Annotated in this window: 13 protein-coding genes; 4 read left to right on the top strand and 9 right to left on the bottom strand. The window is 69.3% G+C overall.

Going from position 1 to position 19,225, the window contains the following annotated elements; genetic code table 11:
• The first annotated feature begins 144 nt into the window (after nucleotides 1-144).
• Together OG992_RS02790 and sthA are read left to right on the top strand one after the other, a co-directional pair.
• Nucleotides 145-1,167 carry a fibronectin type III domain-containing protein gene (locus tag OG992_RS02790; protein WP_266302236.1) on the top strand — a complete coding sequence of 341 codons (1,023 nt, stop codon included), beginning with the start codon at nucleotides 145-147 and terminating at the stop codon, nucleotides 1,165-1,167.
• Nucleotides 1,168-1,220: 53 nt separating this feature from the next.
• A complete protein-coding gene (sthA, locus tag OG992_RS02785) occupies nucleotides 1,221-2,624 on the top strand; it encodes a Si-specific NAD(P)(+) transhydrogenase (protein WP_238682520.1) in 1,404 nt (467 codons plus the stop codon).
• 129 nt (nucleotides 2,625-2,753) lie between these two features.
• Here the strand turns inward: sthA and OG992_RS02780 are convergent, their stop codons facing one another.
• The 9 genes from OG992_RS02780 to OG992_RS02740 form a co-directional block, all read right to left on the bottom strand.
• Nucleotides 2,754-4,061, bottom strand: a complete 1,308-nt coding sequence (locus OG992_RS02780; protein WP_238682610.1) for an endo-1,4-beta-xylanase — start codon at nucleotides 4,059-4,061, stop codon at nucleotides 2,754-2,756.
• A 115-nt stretch (nucleotides 4,062-4,176) separates the two neighbouring features.
• Entirely contained in the window at nucleotides 4,177-5,487 is a 1,311-nt protein-coding gene (locus tag OG992_RS02775) for a PHB depolymerase family esterase (protein WP_238682521.1), read from the bottom strand.
• A 309-nt stretch (nucleotides 5,488-5,796) separates the two neighbouring features.
• Nucleotides 5,797-7,935, bottom strand: coding sequence for an alpha-glucuronidase (locus OG992_RS02770; protein WP_266302235.1), 2,139 nt, complete (start codon nucleotides 7,933-7,935; stop codon nucleotides 5,797-5,799).
• Nucleotides 7,932-9,965: a beta-galactosidase gene (locus tag OG992_RS02765; RefSeq protein ID WP_266302234.1), complete on the bottom strand. Its 2,034-nt coding sequence runs from the start codon at nucleotides 9,963-9,965 to the stop codon at nucleotides 7,932-7,934. Before OG992_RS02765 ends, OG992_RS02770 begins: the two co-directional genes overlap by 4 nt.
• Complete coding sequence (locus OG992_RS02760) at nucleotides 9,962-10,651, bottom strand: DUF624 domain-containing protein (RefSeq protein WP_266302233.1); 690 nt, start codon at nucleotides 10,649-10,651, stop codon at nucleotides 9,962-9,964. Before OG992_RS02760 ends, OG992_RS02765 begins: the two co-directional genes overlap by 4 nt.
• Nucleotides 10,652-10,738: 87 nt before the next feature.
• On the bottom strand, nucleotides 10,739-12,376 hold the full coding sequence (locus OG992_RS02755; protein WP_238682525.1) for an extracellular solute-binding protein: 1,638 nt from the start codon (nucleotides 12,374-12,376) through the stop codon (nucleotides 10,739-10,741).
• Between the two features lie 55 nt (nucleotides 12,377-12,431).
• A complete protein-coding gene (locus tag OG992_RS02750) occupies nucleotides 12,432-13,340 on the bottom strand; it encodes a carbohydrate ABC transporter permease (protein ID WP_238682526.1) in 909 nt (302 codons plus the stop codon).
• Complete coding sequence (locus OG992_RS02745) at nucleotides 13,337-14,326, bottom strand: sugar ABC transporter permease (RefSeq protein ID WP_238682527.1); 990 nt, start codon at nucleotides 14,324-14,326, stop codon at nucleotides 13,337-13,339. Before OG992_RS02745 ends, OG992_RS02750 begins: the two co-directional genes overlap by 4 nt.
• A 10-nt stretch (nucleotides 14,327-14,336) precedes the next feature.
• Nucleotides 14,337-16,700: a glycoside hydrolase family 3 N-terminal domain-containing protein gene (locus OG992_RS02740; RefSeq protein WP_266302232.1), complete on the bottom strand. Its 2,364-nt coding sequence runs from the start codon at nucleotides 16,698-16,700 to the stop codon at nucleotides 14,337-14,339.
• A gap of 319 nt (nucleotides 16,701-17,019) precedes the next feature.
• On the opposite strand from OG992_RS02740, the gene OG992_RS02735 reads away from it, so the two are divergent.
• Both OG992_RS02735 and OG992_RS02730 read left to right on the top strand, forming a co-directional pair.
• Complete coding sequence (locus OG992_RS02735; RefSeq protein ID WP_238682529.1) at nucleotides 17,020-18,057, top strand: LacI family DNA-binding transcriptional regulator; 1,038 nt, start codon at nucleotides 17,020-17,022, stop codon at nucleotides 18,055-18,057.
• A gap of 21 nt (nucleotides 18,058-18,078) precedes the next feature.
• A complete protein-coding gene (locus OG992_RS02730; RefSeq protein WP_238682530.1) occupies nucleotides 18,079-19,077 on the top strand; it encodes an acetylxylan esterase in 999 nt (332 codons plus the stop codon).
• The last annotated feature ends 148 nt before the right edge of the window (nucleotides 19,078-19,225 follow it).

Here is a 19,225-nt window from a genome sequence, read left to right as displayed (position 1 = left end):
ACACATCCACCAGCCCTGGGGCGACTGCGCGCGCCGAGGTCGGCGGCCGAGCCCGGCGGGGCAGCCTGCCGAACCACAGTGACCTAGTATCGACGGGGATGGATTGATGGAAGCGGTGGGCGGCCGGAGTCGGGGGTATACATCGTGCGCGAACGTCGAAGTCAAGGAATCCGGTCGAAGGCCGCCGCGCTGGTCGCGTCCGCACTGACGGCAACCCTGGTCGCCGCCGGCGCGACGCCGGCGTACGCCGCCGACGACACCACACCGCCCACCGCGCCCGGCCCGATCACCGTCGTCGCCATCGACACCACCTCGGTCGAGCTGACCTGGGCGGCCTCGACCGACGACGTGGGCGTGGTCCGCTACCCGGTCGGCGCGCGATTCGAGGATTCCGGCGCCCAGTATTCGACCGACACCAACAGCATCCGGATCACCAACCTGCGGCCGTCGCGCACGTACACCTTCTCGGTGTGGGCTCTGGACGCGGCTGGCAACAGCTCGGTGTCCAACCCGACACTGCGGCTGACCATGCCACCGGGCGACGACCAACCACCGAGCGCGCCGGGCCAACCGGTGGCGTACGACGTCGCCGCCACACAGGTGTGGCTGCGGTGGGCCCACTCGGTGGAGAACGTCGCGCTCGACCGATACGAGGTGTTCCGGGTCGACGCCGGCGGCACACTCACCCGGGTCCGTGAGGTCTACCAGTACCCGCCCGTGAACAGTGCCCAGATCAGCGGGCTGACGCCGAACACCACGTATACCTTCGTCGTGCAGGCCCGCGACGAAATCGGAAACCTGTCCCCCCTGTCCACACCGGTCACCGTGACCACCCTGCCGCCGCCCCCGAGCTGCACGGTCCGGTCCGACGTGCGGCAGTGGCCGGACGGCTTCGTGGCGCACCTCGTCGTGGAGAACACCGGCGCCACGGCGATCGACGGCTGGACGATGACGTGGCGGTTCTGGGCCAGCCAGCAGGTCCGTGGCATCTGGGGCGCGAAGGTCGTCGACCGCCTCAACAACAGCTACCTGCGGGTGCGCGACACCGGTCGCAACGCGGTGATCCCGCCCGGCGGCACTGTGTCGCTGGGGCTCGTCGCCTCCGGCACGCAACTGCCGGAGGAGATCACGCTGAACGGCGGCCTCTGCACTGTGGCAGACGAATAACGCTCGACTCCGGGGTCTGGCGCGCGCCGCGACATCTTGCGACGCTAACGCCTGTGTATGACTACGACCTGTTGGTGCTGGGCTCCGGGCCCAGCGGTCAGAAGGCCGCGATCGCCGCCGCCAAGCTCGGCAGGCGAGTCGGCATCGTGGAGCGCCGCGACATGATCGGTGGGGTGTGCATCAACACCGGCACCGTGCCCTCCAAGACGCTACGCGAGGCAGTGCTCTACCTGACCGGCCTGAGTCAGCGGGACCTGTACGGCAGCAGCTACCGGGTCAAGGACGACATCACGGTCAGTGACCTGGCCGCCCGGACCCAGCACGTGATCACCAGGCAGACCGACGTCATCCGCAACCAACTGGCCCGCAACCGGGTCGCGATGATCACCGGCACCGGGCGTTTCGCCGACGCGCACTCGATCTGGGTCGACGGCGGCTCCGGCCGCGAGTCCAAGGTGACCTTCGACAAGATTGTCATCGCCGCGGGCACCCGCCCGGCCCGTCCGGACAGCGTCGACTTCGACGACCGGACGATCGTGGACTCCGACGGGGTCATCAACCTCCAGGCCGTACCCCGCAGCATGGTCGTGGTCGGCGCCGGCGTGATCGGCATGGAGTACGCCTCGATGTTCGCCGCCCTCGGCACCAAGGTGACTGTGGTGGAACGCCGCGAGCGGATGTTGGATTTCTGCGACGACGAGGTCGTCGAGTCACTCAAGTACCACCTGCGCGACCTGTCCGTGGCGTTCCGCTTCGGCGAGGAGGTCGCCGCCGTGGAGAAGCACCAGACGGCGGCGCTGTGCATCCTCAAGAGCGGCAAGAAGATCGTCGCCGACACGGTGATGTACTCGGCCGGGCGGCAGGGTCAGACCGACGACCTGGCGCTGGAGGCGGCCGGGCTGGAGGCGGACCGACGCGGCAGGATCACTGTCGACGCCAACTACCGCACCTCGGTGGAGAACATCTACGCCGTCGGCGACGTGATCGGCTTTCCCGCGCTCGCGTCCACCTCGATGGAGCAGGGCCGGCTGGCCGCGCAGCACGCCTGCGGCGAGCCGATCCGGGAGATGCACGGCCTGCAACCGATCGGCATCTACACGATCCCGGAGATCAGCTTCGTCGGGCAGACCGAGGCGCAGCTCACCGAAAGCTCGACACCGTTCGAGGTGGGCATCGCCCGGTACCGCGAATTGGCTCGGGGTCAGATCGTGGGCGACTCGTACGGCATGCTGAAGCTGCTCGTCTCCCCCGACGACGGCCGACTGCTCGGGGTGCACGTGTTCGGCACCGCCGCCACCGAGATCGTCCACATCGGGCAGGCGGTGATGGGCTGCGGCGGCACCATCGACTACCTGGTCGACGCGGTGTTCAACTACCCGACGCTGGCCGAGGCGTACAAGGTCGCCGCCCTGGACGCGTCCAACAAGATCCGCAACATCATCCGCATCGACGGCTAGCCCGCCCCCGGTGATCAAGAGGTTTGCGTCATGACAGGCCAGGCAGGATGACGCAAACCTCTTGATCAACGAAGGCTGGGGTGGGCCGGTGCGGGGGCGGAAGCCGCCTCCGCACCGGCCGGTGGGGCTTTAGCTTGCTGAGCAGGTGGGACTGAGGCTTCCGGCGGTGCCGTTGGCCTGGAAGCCGTACTCGGTGGATTGTCCGGCGCCAACCCGGCCGTTGTACGCCACGTTCGTCCAGTTCGTCGTGCCGGTGTTACCGCTGCGGTTGGCGTTCCACGCGTTGGTGACCGTCGCGCCGGACGGGAGACCGATGCCGACGGTCCAGCCGCTGATGGCCGACGAACCGGCCGTCACCTTCACCGTGGCCACGAAACCACCCGTCCACTGGTTCACCGACACCGTCGCCGTGCAGCCACCCGAGCCCGGAGGCGGAGTCGTGGGCGGATCGGTCGGCGGGTCGGTGGGCGGGTCCGTGGGCGGGTCCGTCGGCGTGGTGCCGTTGTTCAGCGCGGCGAGGACCGCGTCGTACGCGGGCTTCTTGGAGCCGTTGTTGTTGAACAGCAGCGGGGTCTGCGAAGCTCGCCACGAGTCACTGTCGCGGATGCCCCACACGGTGATGCCGTTGCAGCGGGCCACGGCCAGGCAGTCCTCGACGACGCTGCGGTACGTGTTCGCCGAAGCGCCCTGGATGTCCAACTCGGTGATCTGCACATCCACACCGAGCGCCGCGAAGCTGGACAGCGTGGTGCGGTAGTTGCTCACGTACGGGGATTCGTTGTTGAAGTGCGACTGGAAACCCACGCAGTCGATCGGCACGCCACGGGCCTTGAAGTCGCGCACCATGTTGTAGACGCCCTGGGTCTTGGCGTGCGTCCAGTTGTCGGTGTTGTAGTCGTTGTAGCAGAGCTTCGCGCCCGGATCCGCGGCGCGCGCCGCCCGGAACGCCGCCTCGATCCAGTCGTTGCCGGTGCGCTGGAGGTTGGAGTCGCGACGGCCTCCGGAGCTGCCGTCGGCGAACGCCTCGTTCACCACGTCCCACGCGACGACCTGACCCCGGAAGTGGGTGGCCACCTGCGTCACGTGGTTGAGCATCGCCTGCCGCAGCGCGCTGCCGCTCATGCTCTCCATCCAGCCGGGCTGCTGCGAATGCCACGCCAGCGTGTGACCTCGCACGCTCATCCCACGGCTGCGCGCGTGGTTGACGATCTGGTCCGCCGCCCCGTAGCTGAACTGATTCTGCTGCGGCTCGGTGGCGTTCATCTTCATTTCGTTCTCGGCGGTCACCATGTTGAACTCACGGTTCAAGATCGTGGTGTACGCACTGTCGGAGAGCTTGAATCCGGCCACCGCGGTGCCGAAGTACCGACCCTTCTCGGCGGCGGACGCGCCGAGCGTCGTCCCGGCGGCCGCGGGTGCCGTCGCGAACAGCGCCATGCCGGCGGCGAGGGCACCCGCGCCGGCCAGCGCGATGGCGGCTCTGGATGCCGCCTTCCATCTCGTACTTCTCATTGTGTGACTCCTTCTGGGGGTGGTGGGGTGGGAAGGGAAATCAGGACACCGAACAGGCGGCACCGTTGAGGGCGAACGAGGTGGGCTTGCCGGTGCCGCCCTCGTGCGTGGCCTGGAAGCCGATCTCGACCGACGCGTTCGGGGCGATGGTGTTGTTGTAGGAGACGTTGCGGGCGGTCACCGCACCGCTCGCCGGGGCGTACTGGGCGTTCCAGCCGCTGGTGATGCGCTGCCCGGTGGGCAGCGTGAAGGTCAGCGCCCAACCGTTCACGGCGGTGGCACCGGTGTTGGTGATGGCCACGCTCGCGGTGAGGCCGCTGTTCCAGGCGTTGACCGTGTAGCCGACCCGGCAGGCGCCCTCGGTCGGGGGCGGCGTGGTCGGGGGCGGCGTGGTCGGGGGCGGAGTCGTCGGCGGCGGCGTGGTCGGCGGCGCGGTGCCGTCCAGCCCGAAGAAGCGGATCACCTGCGCGGCGTCGACCGGGATGTTGTGCGTGACACCCTGCATGCTGATCGCCTCGACCGGCGCCAACGGACCGCTGCCTCCGTACCGGGTGCGGGTGTAGCCCGACTGCGGGGAATCGGTGTACGTCGGGGTCTGACTCAGCCCGTGCACGTTGGTCCACTGCTTGACCTGCTCGCCGAAGTTCGGGTAGCGCAGCGTCTCGTCGTTGGTGCCGTGCCAGATCTGCATCCGGGGCCGCTGGCCGGTGTAGCCGGGGTACGCCTCCCGGACCAGGTCACCCCACTGCTGCGCGGTCCGGACGAGTTGCCCGTTGGCGCACTGGCTGTTCCACTCCGAGGTGCCGCCGGTGGCGAAGCAAGCGAACGGGACTCCGGCGAACGAGGCGCCCGCCGCGAACACGTCCGGGTAGACGCCCAGCATGACGTTGGTCATCATCGCGCCGGAGGAGGTGCCGGTGGCGAAGATCCGCGCGGGGTCGGCGGAGTAGCGCTGCCGCACGTGGTCGACCATCGACATGAGCCCGACCGGGTCGCTGCCGCCGCCACGGCGTAACGCCTGCGGCGAGTAGACGTCCCAGCACTTGCTGCTGCGGGTTGCCGACGGGTAGATCACGATGAACCCGTACCGGTCGGCGAGTGAGGCGTACTGGGTGCCCGAGTGGAATGCGGGGCCCGTCCCGGTGCAGTAGTGCATGGCCAGGAGGATCGCCGGTCGGGTCGCCACCCGGTCCGGGACGTACAGGTGCATTTGCAGGTTGGTGGGGTTGGTGCCGAAGTTCGTCACCTGCGTGAGCGTCGCCGCCGACGCCGGGGTGGCGAACGTCAAGGCGGCGGCGGCCAGTGTCACGGCCGCCATGACGACGCCAAGCATTCTCGTCTTCAGTGTCATCGTCGCGATCCCTTGCGAAAAAGGCGCGTGGAAGGGGACTTAAGTCGAGGACTGCCCTTCGCCCGACCTTGACCGCGGCTCGCGTGACCATGTCAGCTTCGATCGAGCACCCTCGATTGTCAAGACTTCCGGAAACCTTTCGCCGCAACGGTTCCGGCGGTCACCTGCGTCGGAATGGCCATCGACGGGCATGGTCAGCACCGACGGGCCGCGATAAATTATCGGGACGTTTTCGGAACCTGCCAGGCCGGCTGGGGCGCGCGGCACGAGGGCGGCCCGACCGGATGGTCGGGCCTCCCCCACCGCCGCTCAGTAGATGTCCCGCCCTCGCTCGTCCGGCACCCCGGACTTGCGGAAGAAATACGTGTTGATCTGGTCGCGCCACTCGGTGGCGCAGCGCACCTGCTCGTCGAGGCGTTCGGCGACCCGCTCGTACACGCTCGGGTCGATCATGCCGGTCAACGTCTGCCACTTCCGTCGCATCACCGTCACCTCCTCGACCCCCGCGAAGTGGGTGTCGTAGATGTGCTGGATGACTGTCGAGCCGCTACGCAGCACATGCCCGTACGGCACATGGTGGAAGAAGAGCAGCAGCTCGTCGGGGCAGGTCTCGGGTGACTCGTACACCTGCGCCCAGTACGGCGGGTACTGGCCGGCGAAACCGGTGCCCGACGCGCGACTGCGATCCACGCCGACGCCGTCGCGGTCGGCGAAGTGGTAGGTGCCCCACCGCGTGTACTCGTACCCGTCGACGCCGGGTCCGTAGTGGTCGCCGGGGTTGACCATGAAGCCGACGCCCAGCGGGGCGGTGTAGCGCTCGTACGTGCGCCACGAGTCGTCCATGATCTCGTGCAGGGTCCGCCGCACCAGCTCCGCGTCGGCGGTCGCCGACGGCGGAAAGGTCAGTGTGATCCACTCGTCGAGGACGGCCGTCGGGTCCCGCCGAGGGTCCCAGGCGAGCCGGCCGAACGTGTACAGGTTGGCCTGCGCCAACGGATGCCCGGTCCAGAAGAGGTCGTCGCCGACGTTAGCGACGGCGACCATCCCGCCGCCCGCCGCCGACTCGCCCGTGACCACGTCGGCGATCGTCCGCCCGCCCGGCCCCCAGGGGGCGAAACCGAGGACCTCACCCCACCACGGGCCGAGGTGGCAGACGTGCCGCTGTTGGCCCGTGTACTCCTGGGTGACCTGCAACTCCACCGCCAGCCGGGTCGCCGGCATCGCGGCGAGCACCGGTGAGACCGGCTCGCGGGTCTGGAAGTCCACCGGGCCGAACTTCACCTGGACGACCACGTTGGTGCGGAACCGCCCGTCGAGCGGGGCGAAGTGGTCGTACGCGGCCCGAGCCCGGTCGGTGGACCGGTCCCGCCAGTCCTGGTGGTGGTTGTAGACGAACGCCCGCCAGTGCACCACTCCCCCGTGCGGGGCGAGCGCCTCGGCCAGCAGGTTCGCCCCGTCGGCGTGGTCACGGCCGTACGTGAACGGGCCGGGTTGCCCCTCCGAGTCCGCCTTCACCAGGTAGCCGCCGAAGTCCGGGATCCGGTCGTACACCCGCCGGGTGGTAGCGGCCCACCAGACCCGCACCGCCTCGTCCAGGGGGTCGGCGGTCGGCAGGCCACCGAGGACCACCGGCGCGGCGAAGCTGACCGACAGGTGCACCCGGATGCCGTACGGGCGCAGCGCGTCGGCGATCTCGGCCACGTCGCCGAGCCGTTCGGTGAGCAGCAGCGCCTCGGTACGGGCCACGTTGACGTTGTTCACCGATATCGCGTTGACCCCGCAGGAGGCCAGCAGCCGCCCGTACTCCCGCACCCGGGCCAGGTCGCCGCGCGGACGGCCGTCCCGCCAGAAGATCGAGCCGCCCGCGTACCCCCGTTCGACCTGGCCCATCACCGGGTGCACTGCCACGTTGTCCCAGTGGTTCAGCATGCGTCGGCGCAGCGCCGGCCGATGCCGCTCCGGGGGGCGAGCCGGGTCGAAGGCCGCCGCGCAGAGCCGGACCACGTGGAAGAGCCCGTACAGCAGGCCGGCGGGAGCGTCGGCCAGCACCGCTGTCACGTCGCCAGCCCGCGCCAACACGAAACCCTCGTCGCCGAGCGTCCCGCCGTCGCCCAGCTCGACCAGCGCCGCCTCACCTGCCGCGCGCGCCGCCTCCACCGCCGGGTTGGGCAGCTCAGGGGCGTCGCGCAGGGCGAGCACCAGGTCGACGTCGACGTCCCAGGACGGGGAATGCCACACCCTCCCGCCGTATCGCGCGCAGGCGCGTGAGACCTCGTTGAGGACGGTGTCGACGAGCAACCCCTCGCCGTGCAGCAGGATGCGGCGCGCGCCGAGCGACCGGAACGCCTCCGGGGGCAGCCAGGCCGGATGGACGCGCGGCTCGCCACCGTCCATCGGCTCCTCGACGAACATCAGCTGCTCCAACTCCACCGACTCTTCGGCGTTCACCGGTCCTCCTCCAGCACGACAACCCCGTACGCCGGCAGCCGCAGCGCGCCGCCGGCCGCCGTACGGTCGCCGGTGAGCAGGTCGACGCCGCCGATCCGGGCGGTCACCTCGACCGGCTCGGCGCGGTGGTTGAGCAGAAACAGCAGCCGCGACCCGTCCGCCGCGACCCGCACGGCGGATTCCAGGTTCGGCACGTCCGGGTAGGGCCCGAGCAGGTCGTGCCGGGCGAGCACCTGCCGCACCACCCAGGACACCCCGGCCTGGTCCAGTCCGGCCGCCACGTACCAGCCGTCGCCGGCGCCGAAGGAGTTGCGCGTCACCGCCGGGGTGCCCGCGTAGAAGTCGGCCTGGTAGGTGCCGATGACCTGCGCGCCCTGTGGAATCACCAGCTCGAACAGCAGCCGCGCGTCGACGTCGAGCTGATCCGCGCCGTCGCCGAGGTGGACCGTGTTGACCACGTCCGGGCCGCGGGCGTCCCACTCGTCGACCCGGACGCCCATGAGCTGCCCGAGCGGGCCCGGTACGTCCATCAGGAACGCCTGGTCGTTCTCGTCCACCCGGCCGGACAGGTAGGTGGTCAGCACCGACCCGCCGCGCGTCGCCACCGCCTCCAGCCGCTGCGGCAGGTCACCCTTGAGCAGGTGCAGGGCCGGGGCCACGACCACGTCGTAGCGGGACAGGTCGGCGGTCACCGCGATGACGTCCAGGTCCACACCGGCGTCCCAGAGCGCCCGGTGGTACGCGAGCACTACCTGCTGGTAGCGGACCAGCCGGGACGGGCCGTCGGACAGCTCCAACGCCCACCAGCTGTCCCAGTCGAACAGCAGCGCCACCCGGGCCGGGGTCCGCGCGCCCAGCGACGCCGGGCCGAGCCGTTCCAGTTCGGCGCCCAGCTCGGATACCTCCCGGAACACCCGGGTGTCGGAGCGACCGGCGTGCCCGATGACCGCGCCGTGGTACTTCTCGCTGGCCCCACGAGAGGCACGCAGCTGGAAGAAGAGCACCGCGTCGGCGCCGTGCGCCACCGCCTGCCAACTCCACAGCCGCATCAGACCGGGGCGCTTCAACGGGTTGACGTCGCGGCACGCGGTGAAGCTCGGGGTCTGTTCCATCAGCCAGAACGGCTGGCCGCCCTTGAGCCCGCGCATCAGGTCGTGGGTCAGCGCCATCCGGGCCGCCGACTCGTCGTCGGGCGGGTAGTTGTCCCAGGAGACGAAGTCCAGGTGAGGGGCCCAGCGGTGGTAGTCGATCGGCCGGTACATGCCCATGAAGTTCGTGGTCACCGGCAGCGTCGGGCTGGACTCCCGGATGGCCGCCTTCTCGTCGCGGAAGTTGGTCAGCATCGCGTCGGAGGTGAACCGCAGGTAGTCCAGTGTGATGCCCGGGAACGCCGTGTGATCCGGGCCGCGCCAGTGCTCGGTCAGCGCCGACGGCGGCTCGATCTCGTCCCAGTCGGTGAAGGTGTGTGACCAGAAGGTGGTGTACCAGGCCTCGTTCAGCTCGTCGAGGGTGCCGTAGCGGTGGCGCAGCCAGTTCCGGAAGCCGGCCGCGCAGAGCCCGCAGTAACAGGCGCCGCCGTACTCGTTGCCGACGTGCCAGGCGAGCACCGCCGGGGTGTCGGCGTAGCGGCGGGCGACCCGGCGGGCCAGCTCCGTGGAGAGCCGGCGGAAGACCGGCGAGCTGGGGCAGGAGTTGTGTCGCTGGCCGAAGCGGTGCTTGCGGCCCTCGAAGTCGGTCCGGGTCACTTCCGGGTACGCCTTCGCCAACCATGGTGGGTGAGCTCCGGTGCCGGTGGCCAGGCAGATCCCGCGTCCCTCGGCACTGGCACGCTCGACGATCCTGTCCAGCAGCGCGAAGTCGTAGGTGTTCTCGGCGGGCTGGGTGAGCGCCCAGTCGAACACCCCGAGGGTGACCAGGTCGATCCGTGCGCTGTCGAAGAGACGGTAGTCCTGCTTCCACACGTCCTCGGGCCACTGTTCCGGGTTGTAGTCGCCCCCGAAGGGCACCTTGGCGCTGAGGGGCAGGCTCATGAGGTGAACTCCTTCCGGATCAGGTGGATCATCGGATCGCTGATGCGCAGGTACGCCAGCACCGCGATCGACGCGAGCAGCATCAGCACCGCTTCGGAGAAGACCGCGGTGATCCCGGCCGTCGCGGCCAGCAGCAGGGCGTTGCCGAGGGAGACACCGGGGGTACGCACGAGGAAGTGCACGGCCAGCCGGAACACGTCGCGGGTGCGGAAGTCGAACAGCGAGGTGATCACCAGGGCGTTTGCCGCGCAGAGCGTCACGCCCACTCCGATCAGCACCAGCGGCACTGCCCACCAGCTCGACAGGCCCACCGCACCGCGGTACGCGAGGTTCACGGCGAGCACCGTCAGCCACAGCAGCGTCGGCACCCAGACGCGCAGCACGCCGGACACGTTGGCCCGGTAGCCGCGCCAGAACAGGGCGGCCGGGTGCAGGTCGGTCAGGTCGGTTCGCTGGTGGCGCAGGGCGTACAGGGCGGCGGAGATCGCCGGGCCGATCGGCACCAGGAGGAGCGCGGCCAGCGGCAGGTTGCTGGGGTCGCGGCCCAGCAACAGCAGTGGGAGCAGGGCGGGCAACGTGGTGAGCAGCAGGAGCAGCTCGACCACGAGCAGGATGTAGACGCGCGAGGTGATCCGCGACAGTGGTCCGTCGCCGAACTGTCGCCGGGTCTGAGTCGCGCCACTCACGCTCGCTCCCTCCGGTCGACTCAGCTGATCCGTGGTCGCGGGAGTCCGGTCGGGCCGCGACAAGGCCGCCCGACCGGACTCCGCTGATCAGCCGTTGTTCTTCTGGAACCGCTCGTACGCCTTGTTGACCAGGTCGATGTACTGGTCGGAGTTCTTTGCCTTCAGCTCGGCCACGTACGCGTCCCACTCGCTCAGTGGGCGCTGGCCCAGGGCGAACTTCAGCGTGTTCTGGGTGACGAAGTCCTTCAGCGGAGTCTCCCAGAGCGACACCTGCTCGCGCTCCTCGTCGGTCAACGGAGCGGGCGGGGGCACCAGCCTCGGCGTGCGAGCGTCCATCACCTTCTGGAACTCCAACTCCTCCGGCGAGAAGAACCCACGGACCAGGTCGGGGGTGCCACCGTAGGAGAAGACACCGTTCTGGAAGCCGAACTCCTTCTGCAGGTGCTTGGTGCCCTTCGGGTTGACCCCGAGGAAGTCGACGTCGGGCGTGACCGAACGCTTGCCCGAGGCGTCCTTGGTGAAGGTGGTGCCCTCGACACCCCACTTGGCGAACTCCATGCCGGCGTCGGAATACCAGAGCCAGTCGATGAACTGCATCATGGCCACGAAGTTCTTGCTCTCCCGGGCCTTCGAGGAGATCATGATGCCGTTCTCCAGCCGGGGGAACGGGTTGATCTCGCCGGCCGGGCCGATCGGCAGCGGGATCTTGGCCATCTTCGCGCTCGGCAGGGTCTTGGCCAGGTCGGGCCGGTGATTGTTGACGAGCGTCTGCGCGTTGCCGGTGACCACGAAGGACTTGCCGTTGGCCAGCTTCTGCCGTGCCTGGTCATCGGTCTGGGTGAAGCTCTCCGGGTCGAGCAGGCCCTCGGCGACGAGCTTGTGCAGGTAGGTGAGCATCTGCTTGTACTGCTCGGAAGCGCCGGTGTAGTTGAACTTCTTCGCCGCCGGGTCCCAGGTGGCGTGCTGGTAGTCCCAGCCGGCCTGGGTGCCGTGGGCCGAGCCGAGGATGTTCAGCAGGGCCCCGGTCGGGTTGGGCTTGCTGAACAGGTCGGAGTACGGGTAGACGTTCGGGTACTTCGCCTTCATCGCCTTGAGCACCGTGTACAGCTCGTCCCAGGTCTTCGGGACGGCCAGGTTGAGCTCCTGCATGATGTCGGTGCGCACCAGGACCGTGTAGTCCTGGGTGGGCTTCTCGTGCATGCCGGGCAGCAGGTAGAACTTACCGTCGGACTGCCGCAGGTTGTCGATCTCCGGCTTGAGGTTCCACTTGGTGATCTTTTCCTTGAGGTTGGGCATCAGATCCAGGTAGTCGCTCACCGGAAGGATCGCCCCGGAGGACACGAACGCGTTCTCCTGCGGGTGGTACGTCTTCGGGATGATCAGCGGGGCGTCCCCGGCGCCGATCAGCAGGCTGCGCTTCTGCTCGTAGTCGCTCAGCGGCACGGCCACCGGTTCGATCTTGACGTTGGTCCGCTTGGTGAGCTCCGACCAGAACAGCCAGTCTTCCTTCAGGGGATAGAACGTGTGGTTGTTGTAGAGGGTGGAGAACGAGAGCGCCTCGGTGGCCTTGAACTGGTCACCGACGCCGTAGTTGGCCATCGCGCCGACCCGGTTCTCGGAGAGGTCAGTCGACTCACCGGGGTCCTCGGAACAGGCGGTGGCAAGGGAGAGCGCAAGCAGACCCGCTGTGGCTACTGCCACGCGGCGCCACGTCTTGTGGAGCATGGCTCGTCCTTTCGGTGGTGGGGGGTTGCGTTGGGGAAGCGGTGTGGCGCCGGCGTCATCCCTTGACCGCGCCGAGCATCACTCCGCGGACGAAGTACCGCTGGACGAAGGGGTAGATCGCCAGGATCGGCAGGGTGGTGAGCACGATCGTCACGGCCTGGAGGGTGGCCGCGGCCTGGACCTTGTCGGCGTCGGCCGCGGCCGACTCGGCGCTCGTGGCGCCCGCGATCAGGTTGCGGAGGTACACGGTGACCGGCAGCAGATCCTGGCGGTCGATGTAGAGGAACGCGGTGAACCACGAGTTCCAGAAGGACACCGCGTAGAAGAGCACCATCGTCGCGATGATCGCCTTCGACAGCGGCAGCACGATCCGCAGGAGGGTGCCGTACGTGTTCAGCCCGTCGACGGCCGCGGCCTCCTCCAGCTCGCTCGGCAGACTCTCGAAGAACGCCTTCATCACCAGCAGGTTGAACACGCTGATGGCATTGGGGATCACCACGGCCCAGATGGTGTTCTTCATGCCCAGGCTGGTGACCAGCACGTAGTTGGGGATCAGGCCACCGGAGAAGAACATGGTGAACAGCGCGACACCGATGAGGAACGGGCGCCCCTTGAGCTGCGGCTTCGACAGCACGTACGCGTAACACGTGGTCAGCACGATCGAGATGAGCGTGGCGACCACCGTGTACACCACTGTGTTGCGGTAGTTCGTCCAGAACATCGCGTCCGACATCAGCAGCTTGTACGCGGTCAGGTCGAAGCCACGCGGGACGATTGTCACCTTGCCGGCGATGATGTACGCCTCTTCGCTGAGCGACCGGGCCACGATGTTGAGGAACGGATACAGCGTCACGACCACGACGCCGAGCAGGACGATCGTGTTGACCACCCGGAAGATCCGGTAACCCCGGCTGTCCACCGGCCCGCGCGTCTTCGGGGCGTCGATCTTCGTACCGAGGGTCACCACAGGCTCGTCCCCACAGTGCGACGGGAGATGACGTTCGCCGACAGGACGAGGATCAGCCCGATCACCGCCTCGAAGAGGCCGATGGCGGCCGCGTAGCTGAAGTTGCTCGACTGGAAGCCCATCCGGAACAGATAGGTGGAGACCACATCGGCTGTCGGATACGTCAACGGGTTGTAGAGCAGCAGGATCTTCTCGAACCCGACCGCCAGGAAGCTGCCGATGTTGAGGATCAGCAGGGTCACCATCGTCGGACGGATGCCGGGCAACGTGACGTGCCAGGTCTGCCGCAGCCGGCCGGCGCCGTCGATCCGGGCGGCCTCGTACAGGTCCTCGTCGACGGTGGTGAGGGCGGCGAGGTAGAGGATCGTGCCCCACCCGACGGTCTGCCAGACCTCGGACGAGACGTAGATGGTGCGGAACCACTCCGCTTTCTGCAGGAACGCCACCGGGTCGCCACCGAACAGGCTGACGATCTGGTTGGCAGTGCCCTCGATCGAGGTCAACTGCATGACCATCGCCGCCACGATCACGATCGACAGGAAGTGCGGCAGGTAGGACACGGACTGGACGAACCGCTTGAAGCGGCGGGCCCGGACCTCGTTGAGCAACAGCGCCAGCACGATCGGCAGCGGGAAGCAGAACAGCAGGGTCAGCGTCCCCAGCACCAGGGTGTTGGTGAACACCTCCCAGAACGTCGGGTCGCTGAGGAACATCCGGAAGTAGCGCAGCCCGACCCAGTACTCACCGAAAATGCTGCCGCCCGGCTTGAAACGGCGGAAGGCGATGATGTTGCCGATCATCGGCAGGTACCGGAAGACCAGGAAGAACAGCAGCGGCAGGATGGCGAGGGAGTAGAGCTGCCAGTCCCGGCGCAGCGCCTGCCGCCAACTGCGACGGCGTCGTGGCGAGCGCGGGGCAGGGCTCTGCGCCTGCTGCGGAGAACTCGGCGGCGCCGGCGGCGGTGGCCGCAGGGTGGATGTCATCCTTGGCCTCCTATGCCGACTGTGGAACGGCCACGAGGGGCTCGATCCGCACCGAGGTGAGCAGTTCCCGCTCGAAACCGACCTGGCGTTCGGCACCGACCAGCCGCAGCGGCAGGGCCGCCGCCACGTCGCCGCTCGATCGGCCGAAGCGCAGCTCGACGTCGCCGGGCTCGACGATCCGTTGGCCGGTCAGCCCGGTGAACGACGCCACGTCGGCAGGTACGCCGAACGTCACGTGCGCCACCTCACCGGCCGCCAACGGCAGCCGGGTGTAGCCGATCAGCCGGACCACCGGACGGGTGGTCTGCGCGACCGGGTCGTGCAGGTAGAGCTGCACGACCTCGGTGCCAGCCCGCTCACCGGTGTTGGCGACGGTGATCCGTACCCGCACCTCGCCGTCGACCGGCCAGGCGATCGGATCTTCGCGCGGTTCGACCACCGTCGCGTCGGACCACTCGAAGGTGGTGTAGCTCAGCCCGTGGCCGAACGGGTACGCCGGGGTCGGGTCGATCGAGGAGACCTTGTTGCGCCGGCCGAGCGGTGGCGCCAGGTAGGTGCTCGGCAGCCCGCCGGCGTCGCGGGGAACGCTGACCGGCATCCGCCCGGAGGGGTCGACCGCGCCGGTGAGCACCTCGGCGAGCGCCTGCCCACCGAGCTGACCGAGGAAGAACGCCTGCACCACGGCCGCCGCGTCGTCGAACTCCGGGCCGAGCGCGTACGGGCGGCCGGCCATCGACACCAGGACGACCGGGGTGCCGGTGGCGAGGACGGCGCGGACGAGGTCGCCTTGCACGCCGGGTAGTCGCAGGTCGACGGCGTCGCAGCCCTCACCGGAGGTGCCCCGGCCGAACATTCCCGCCCGGTCGCCGACGGCCAGCACGCACACGTCGGCGGCGGCCGCGGCGGCGACCGCGGCCGGGATGCCCGAGGTGTCCTCGCCGGTGATGGCGCAGCCCGGCTCGTGGGTGAGCAGCGGGACACGTCGGGCCAACTCGTCGCGCAGTGTGGGGATGTCCAGGCCGAGCCCGAAGTCGCTGTGGTTGACGCCCACGTGGTTGGGGAACGAATAGCAGCCGAGCATGGCCATCGGGTCGTCGGCGACCGGACCGACCAGGGCGACCCGGCTACCCATGGGCAGCGGGAGGACGCCGGTGTTGCGCAGCAGGACGACCGACTCCCGGGCGAGGCGAAGGGCGATGTCCTGGCTGGCCTCGTCGTCGAGACGCAGGGACGCCACGTCGTCGGGCAGTTCCTGCCAGCCCTCGTCGAGCAGACCGAGCTCGATCTTCTGGATCAGCACCCGACGCAGCGCGCAGTCGATCAGCGCCTCGTCGACCTCGCCACGGCGAGCCGCCTCCACCAGCGGCTCACCGAAGGCGTCAACCGTGGGCAGCTCGACGTCGATCCCGGCCCGCAGGGCGAGCCGGGCCGCGTCGGCGGCATCTCCGGCGACTCCGTGCAGGGTCTGGAGGAACCGTACGGCGAAGTAGTCGGCCACCACGGTGCCGGTGAAGCCCCACTCGTCACGCAACAACCCGGTCAGCAACCCCCTGTCGGCCGCGACGGGTAGGCCGTCGATCTCGGCGTAGGAGTTCATCACCGAGCGCGCGCCGCCGAGGCGCAGCGCCATCTCGAAGGGCGGCAGAATGACGTCGGCCAGTTCGCGGCGCCCCATCGGCACCGGCGCGAGGTTGCGTCCGCCTCGGGAGGCGGAGTAGCCGGCGAAGTGTTTCAGCGTGGCCACCACGCCGGCCCGCTCCAGGCCCCGCACATAGGCGGCACCTGTCGTCCCGACCAGGTAGGGGTCCTCGCCGATCGTCTCCTCGGTGCGGCCCCAGCGGTAGTCCCGGGTGACGTCCAGCACCGGGGCGAGGCCCTGGTGCACACCGGCTGCGCGCATCGACCGCCCGATCCGGTCGGCCATCGCCTCGACCAGTTCGGGGTCGAAGGACGCGCCCCAGCTCAGCGGGGTCGGGTAGACGGTGGCCCGCCACGCCGCGAACCCGGTGAGGCACTCCTCGTGCACCTGCGCGGGAATGCCGAACCGGCTGGCGGCCACGATCTGCGCCTGCGAGGCCGCCAGCGACCGGGCGCCGGACACCGGGTCGACCGGGGCGGTGCCGAACGGGCGGGTCAGCTGGCCCAACCCGTACTGGATGACAGTGCTCCACTGCGGCAACTCGCTGATCATGTCCGACTGGTGCGGTGCGACGCCCTCGCCACTGGCGTCGGCGCCGACCCAGACCCCGACGAGCTGGGCGATTTTCTCTTCGAGGGACATCAATGGCAGAAGCGCCTCGGCCCGCTCGGTCGGCGACAGCCGCTGATCACGCCACGGCGCGGCGCCACCGTCCCCGAGCGACTGACTTCTCATCCCCTGACCCCTTAGCTCCGGCCACATCCCCGCGCCCTGGTGGAACCAGGTCTGTGGCGGACGTTTCCCACGATCCGAAACTTTCCGGAAACCTGCGTAACCTTTTCGGCAACCTAAGTGCCCCATCGATGCCTGTCAAGAGTCTCAATCGGACCACCAGGGGTTGTTTCCTGCACACGGTGATCCCACGATTGGCGCTCCGTCGCCGACAAGCCTCGCAATGCCGCTCGAATGCGCAGCCCGACTGCGACACCTACTGGCGTGAATGTCTCGTCATGTTAAGGTCGCCCGAAACTTTCGAATGTTGTATGAGGCCGCGATGACAGAGCACCGCCCGCTCGACCCACCCGCCTCCACCACCATCGCGACCATCGCCAACGATGTCGGCGTCTCGGTCGCGACCGTGTCCAAGGTCCTCAACGGACGCGGCGACGTCGCCCCCGGCACCAGGGCCCGGGTGGAGGCGAGCCTCGACCGCCACCAGTACCAGCGCCGCGCACGGCGACACGCGACAAGCGGCGGCCGGGTGGACCTCGTGTTCCACGAGTTCGACACGGGTTGGGCGATGGAGATCCTGCGGGGCGTCGAGGCGGTGACCTCCGCGGCCGGCATCGGGCTGTCGATCGCCCAACTCGACGGCGCGCACCGCCCGCCGGCACGATGGTTGGAGGCGTTACTCGCCGACCGCCCCCTGGGCGTGGTGTTCGTCCTCTCCCACCTGGCCGAGGCCCAGCAGCAGCACCTGCGCCGGCAGGGCATACCGTTCGTCGTCGTCGACACCGACAGCGCCACCTCGGCGTCCGTGCCGACCGTCGGGTCGAACAACTGGAACGGCGGCCTGCTCGCCGCCCGGCACCTGCTGGAGCTGGGGCACCGCCGGATCGCCATCATCTCCGGGCCACCCGACGTGCTGTGCAGCCGAGCCCGCGCCGCCGGCTTTCAGTCGGCCCACGACGAAGCCGGGATCGTGGTCGACCGCGAGCTGATCCGCTACGGCAGTTTCTCCGCCGGAGCGGGGCACGCCCACGGGCTGCGACTGCTCCAACGGCCGGACCGACCCACGGCGATCTTCGCCGGGTCGGACATCCAGGCCATGGGTGTGCTCCGGGCCGCCCGTCAGTGCGGCCTGCGAGTGCCCGAGGACCTCTCGGTGATCGGGTACGACAACCTGCCGGTCTCCGCCTGGACCGACCCGGCGCTCACCACGATCAACCAGCCGCTGCGCGACATGGCCGGCATCGCCACCCAGATGTTGCTCGACCTGACCAGGGGGAACGAGCCGGCGACCAGCCGGATCGACCTGGTGACCGAGCTTGTCGTCCGGGAGAGCACCGCGCCGCCCGCCCACCCGTACTGACCCCGGCCCCTGCGAGGACCCGTGCCCCACTCCGCCTCCACCGTCGACGACCTCCAGCGGTACGCACCCGAGGTCGCCGAACCCGACGACTTCGACGAGTTCTGGCGGGCCACGCTCGCCGAGGCGGCCGCCGTGCCGGTACTCGTCGACGTCCGCCCCGAACCCACCGACCTGCGGCTGCTCGACTCCTGGGACGTCACGTTCGCCGGCTTCGGTGGCGACCCGGTCCGCGCCTGGTACACCCGCCCGGCCGGGGTTCGAGAGCCGCTGCCGGCGGTGGTCGAGTACGCCGGCTACGGTCGCGGGCGCGGCCTGCCCCACGAACGGCCGACGTGGGCGGTGGCCGGGTACGCGCACCTGCTGATGGACAACCGGGGCCAGGCGGGGCAGCACGGCGCCGGGGACACCCCCGACCCGCACGGCGCGCCGGGCGGGCCCTGGCCGGTCACCTGGGGAATCCTCGATCCGCGCACCTACCACTACCGCCGCCTGATCACCGATGCGGTGCGGGCGGTCGAGGCGGTCCGCGCCCTACCGGGGGTCGACGATGACCGGGTCACGGTGGTGGGCAACAGCCAGGGCGGCGGCATCGCCCTGGCGGTGGCGGGTCTCGTCGAGGAACTCAGCGCGGTGTTGACCACCGCCCCGTTCCTCTGCGACATGCGCCGGGCCGTCGCGCTCACCGACCTCGCGCCGTACGGCGAGATCGCCCGGTACCTGGCGGTGCACCGGGAGGCCGAGGAGGCGGTGTGGCACACGCTGTCCTATGTCGACGGGGTGAGCTTCGCGCGTCGGGCGACGGCGCCCGCGCACTTCGGGGTCGGCGGACGCGACACCGTCTGCCCGCCGCGAACCGCCTTCGCCGCCTACAACCACTACGGTGCGGCGAACGGAAGGTCGGTCCCGCCCGAGCGGGAGATGCACGTCTACCCGTTCAACGGCCATGAGGGCGGGGAGGCCGTGCACGTGCGGCGTCAGCTGCGCTGGCTGGGCTCGGTGCTCCACGCAGCTCGGGCTTGAGCGCGTCCGACGATCGATGATGCCGCTCGCTACGGTTGATCTGGCGGTTACCCGACTGTGCTCCAGTCGTGTGGGAGCCGCCCGCAGCGGGCAATATGAGCTGGCAGAGGATCCGCACGACGCCTTCTGATGACAGTCGGGGTGCGCG

The organism is Micromonospora sp. NBC_00362, assembly GCF_026342155.1.
In the GTDB taxonomy this organism is placed as follows: domain Bacteria; phylum Actinomycetota; class Actinomycetes; order Mycobacteriales; family Micromonosporaceae; genus Micromonospora; species Micromonospora hortensis.
Note: the sequence above shows the minus strand (reverse complement) of the source record. Positions and strands in the feature narration are given on the sequence as shown.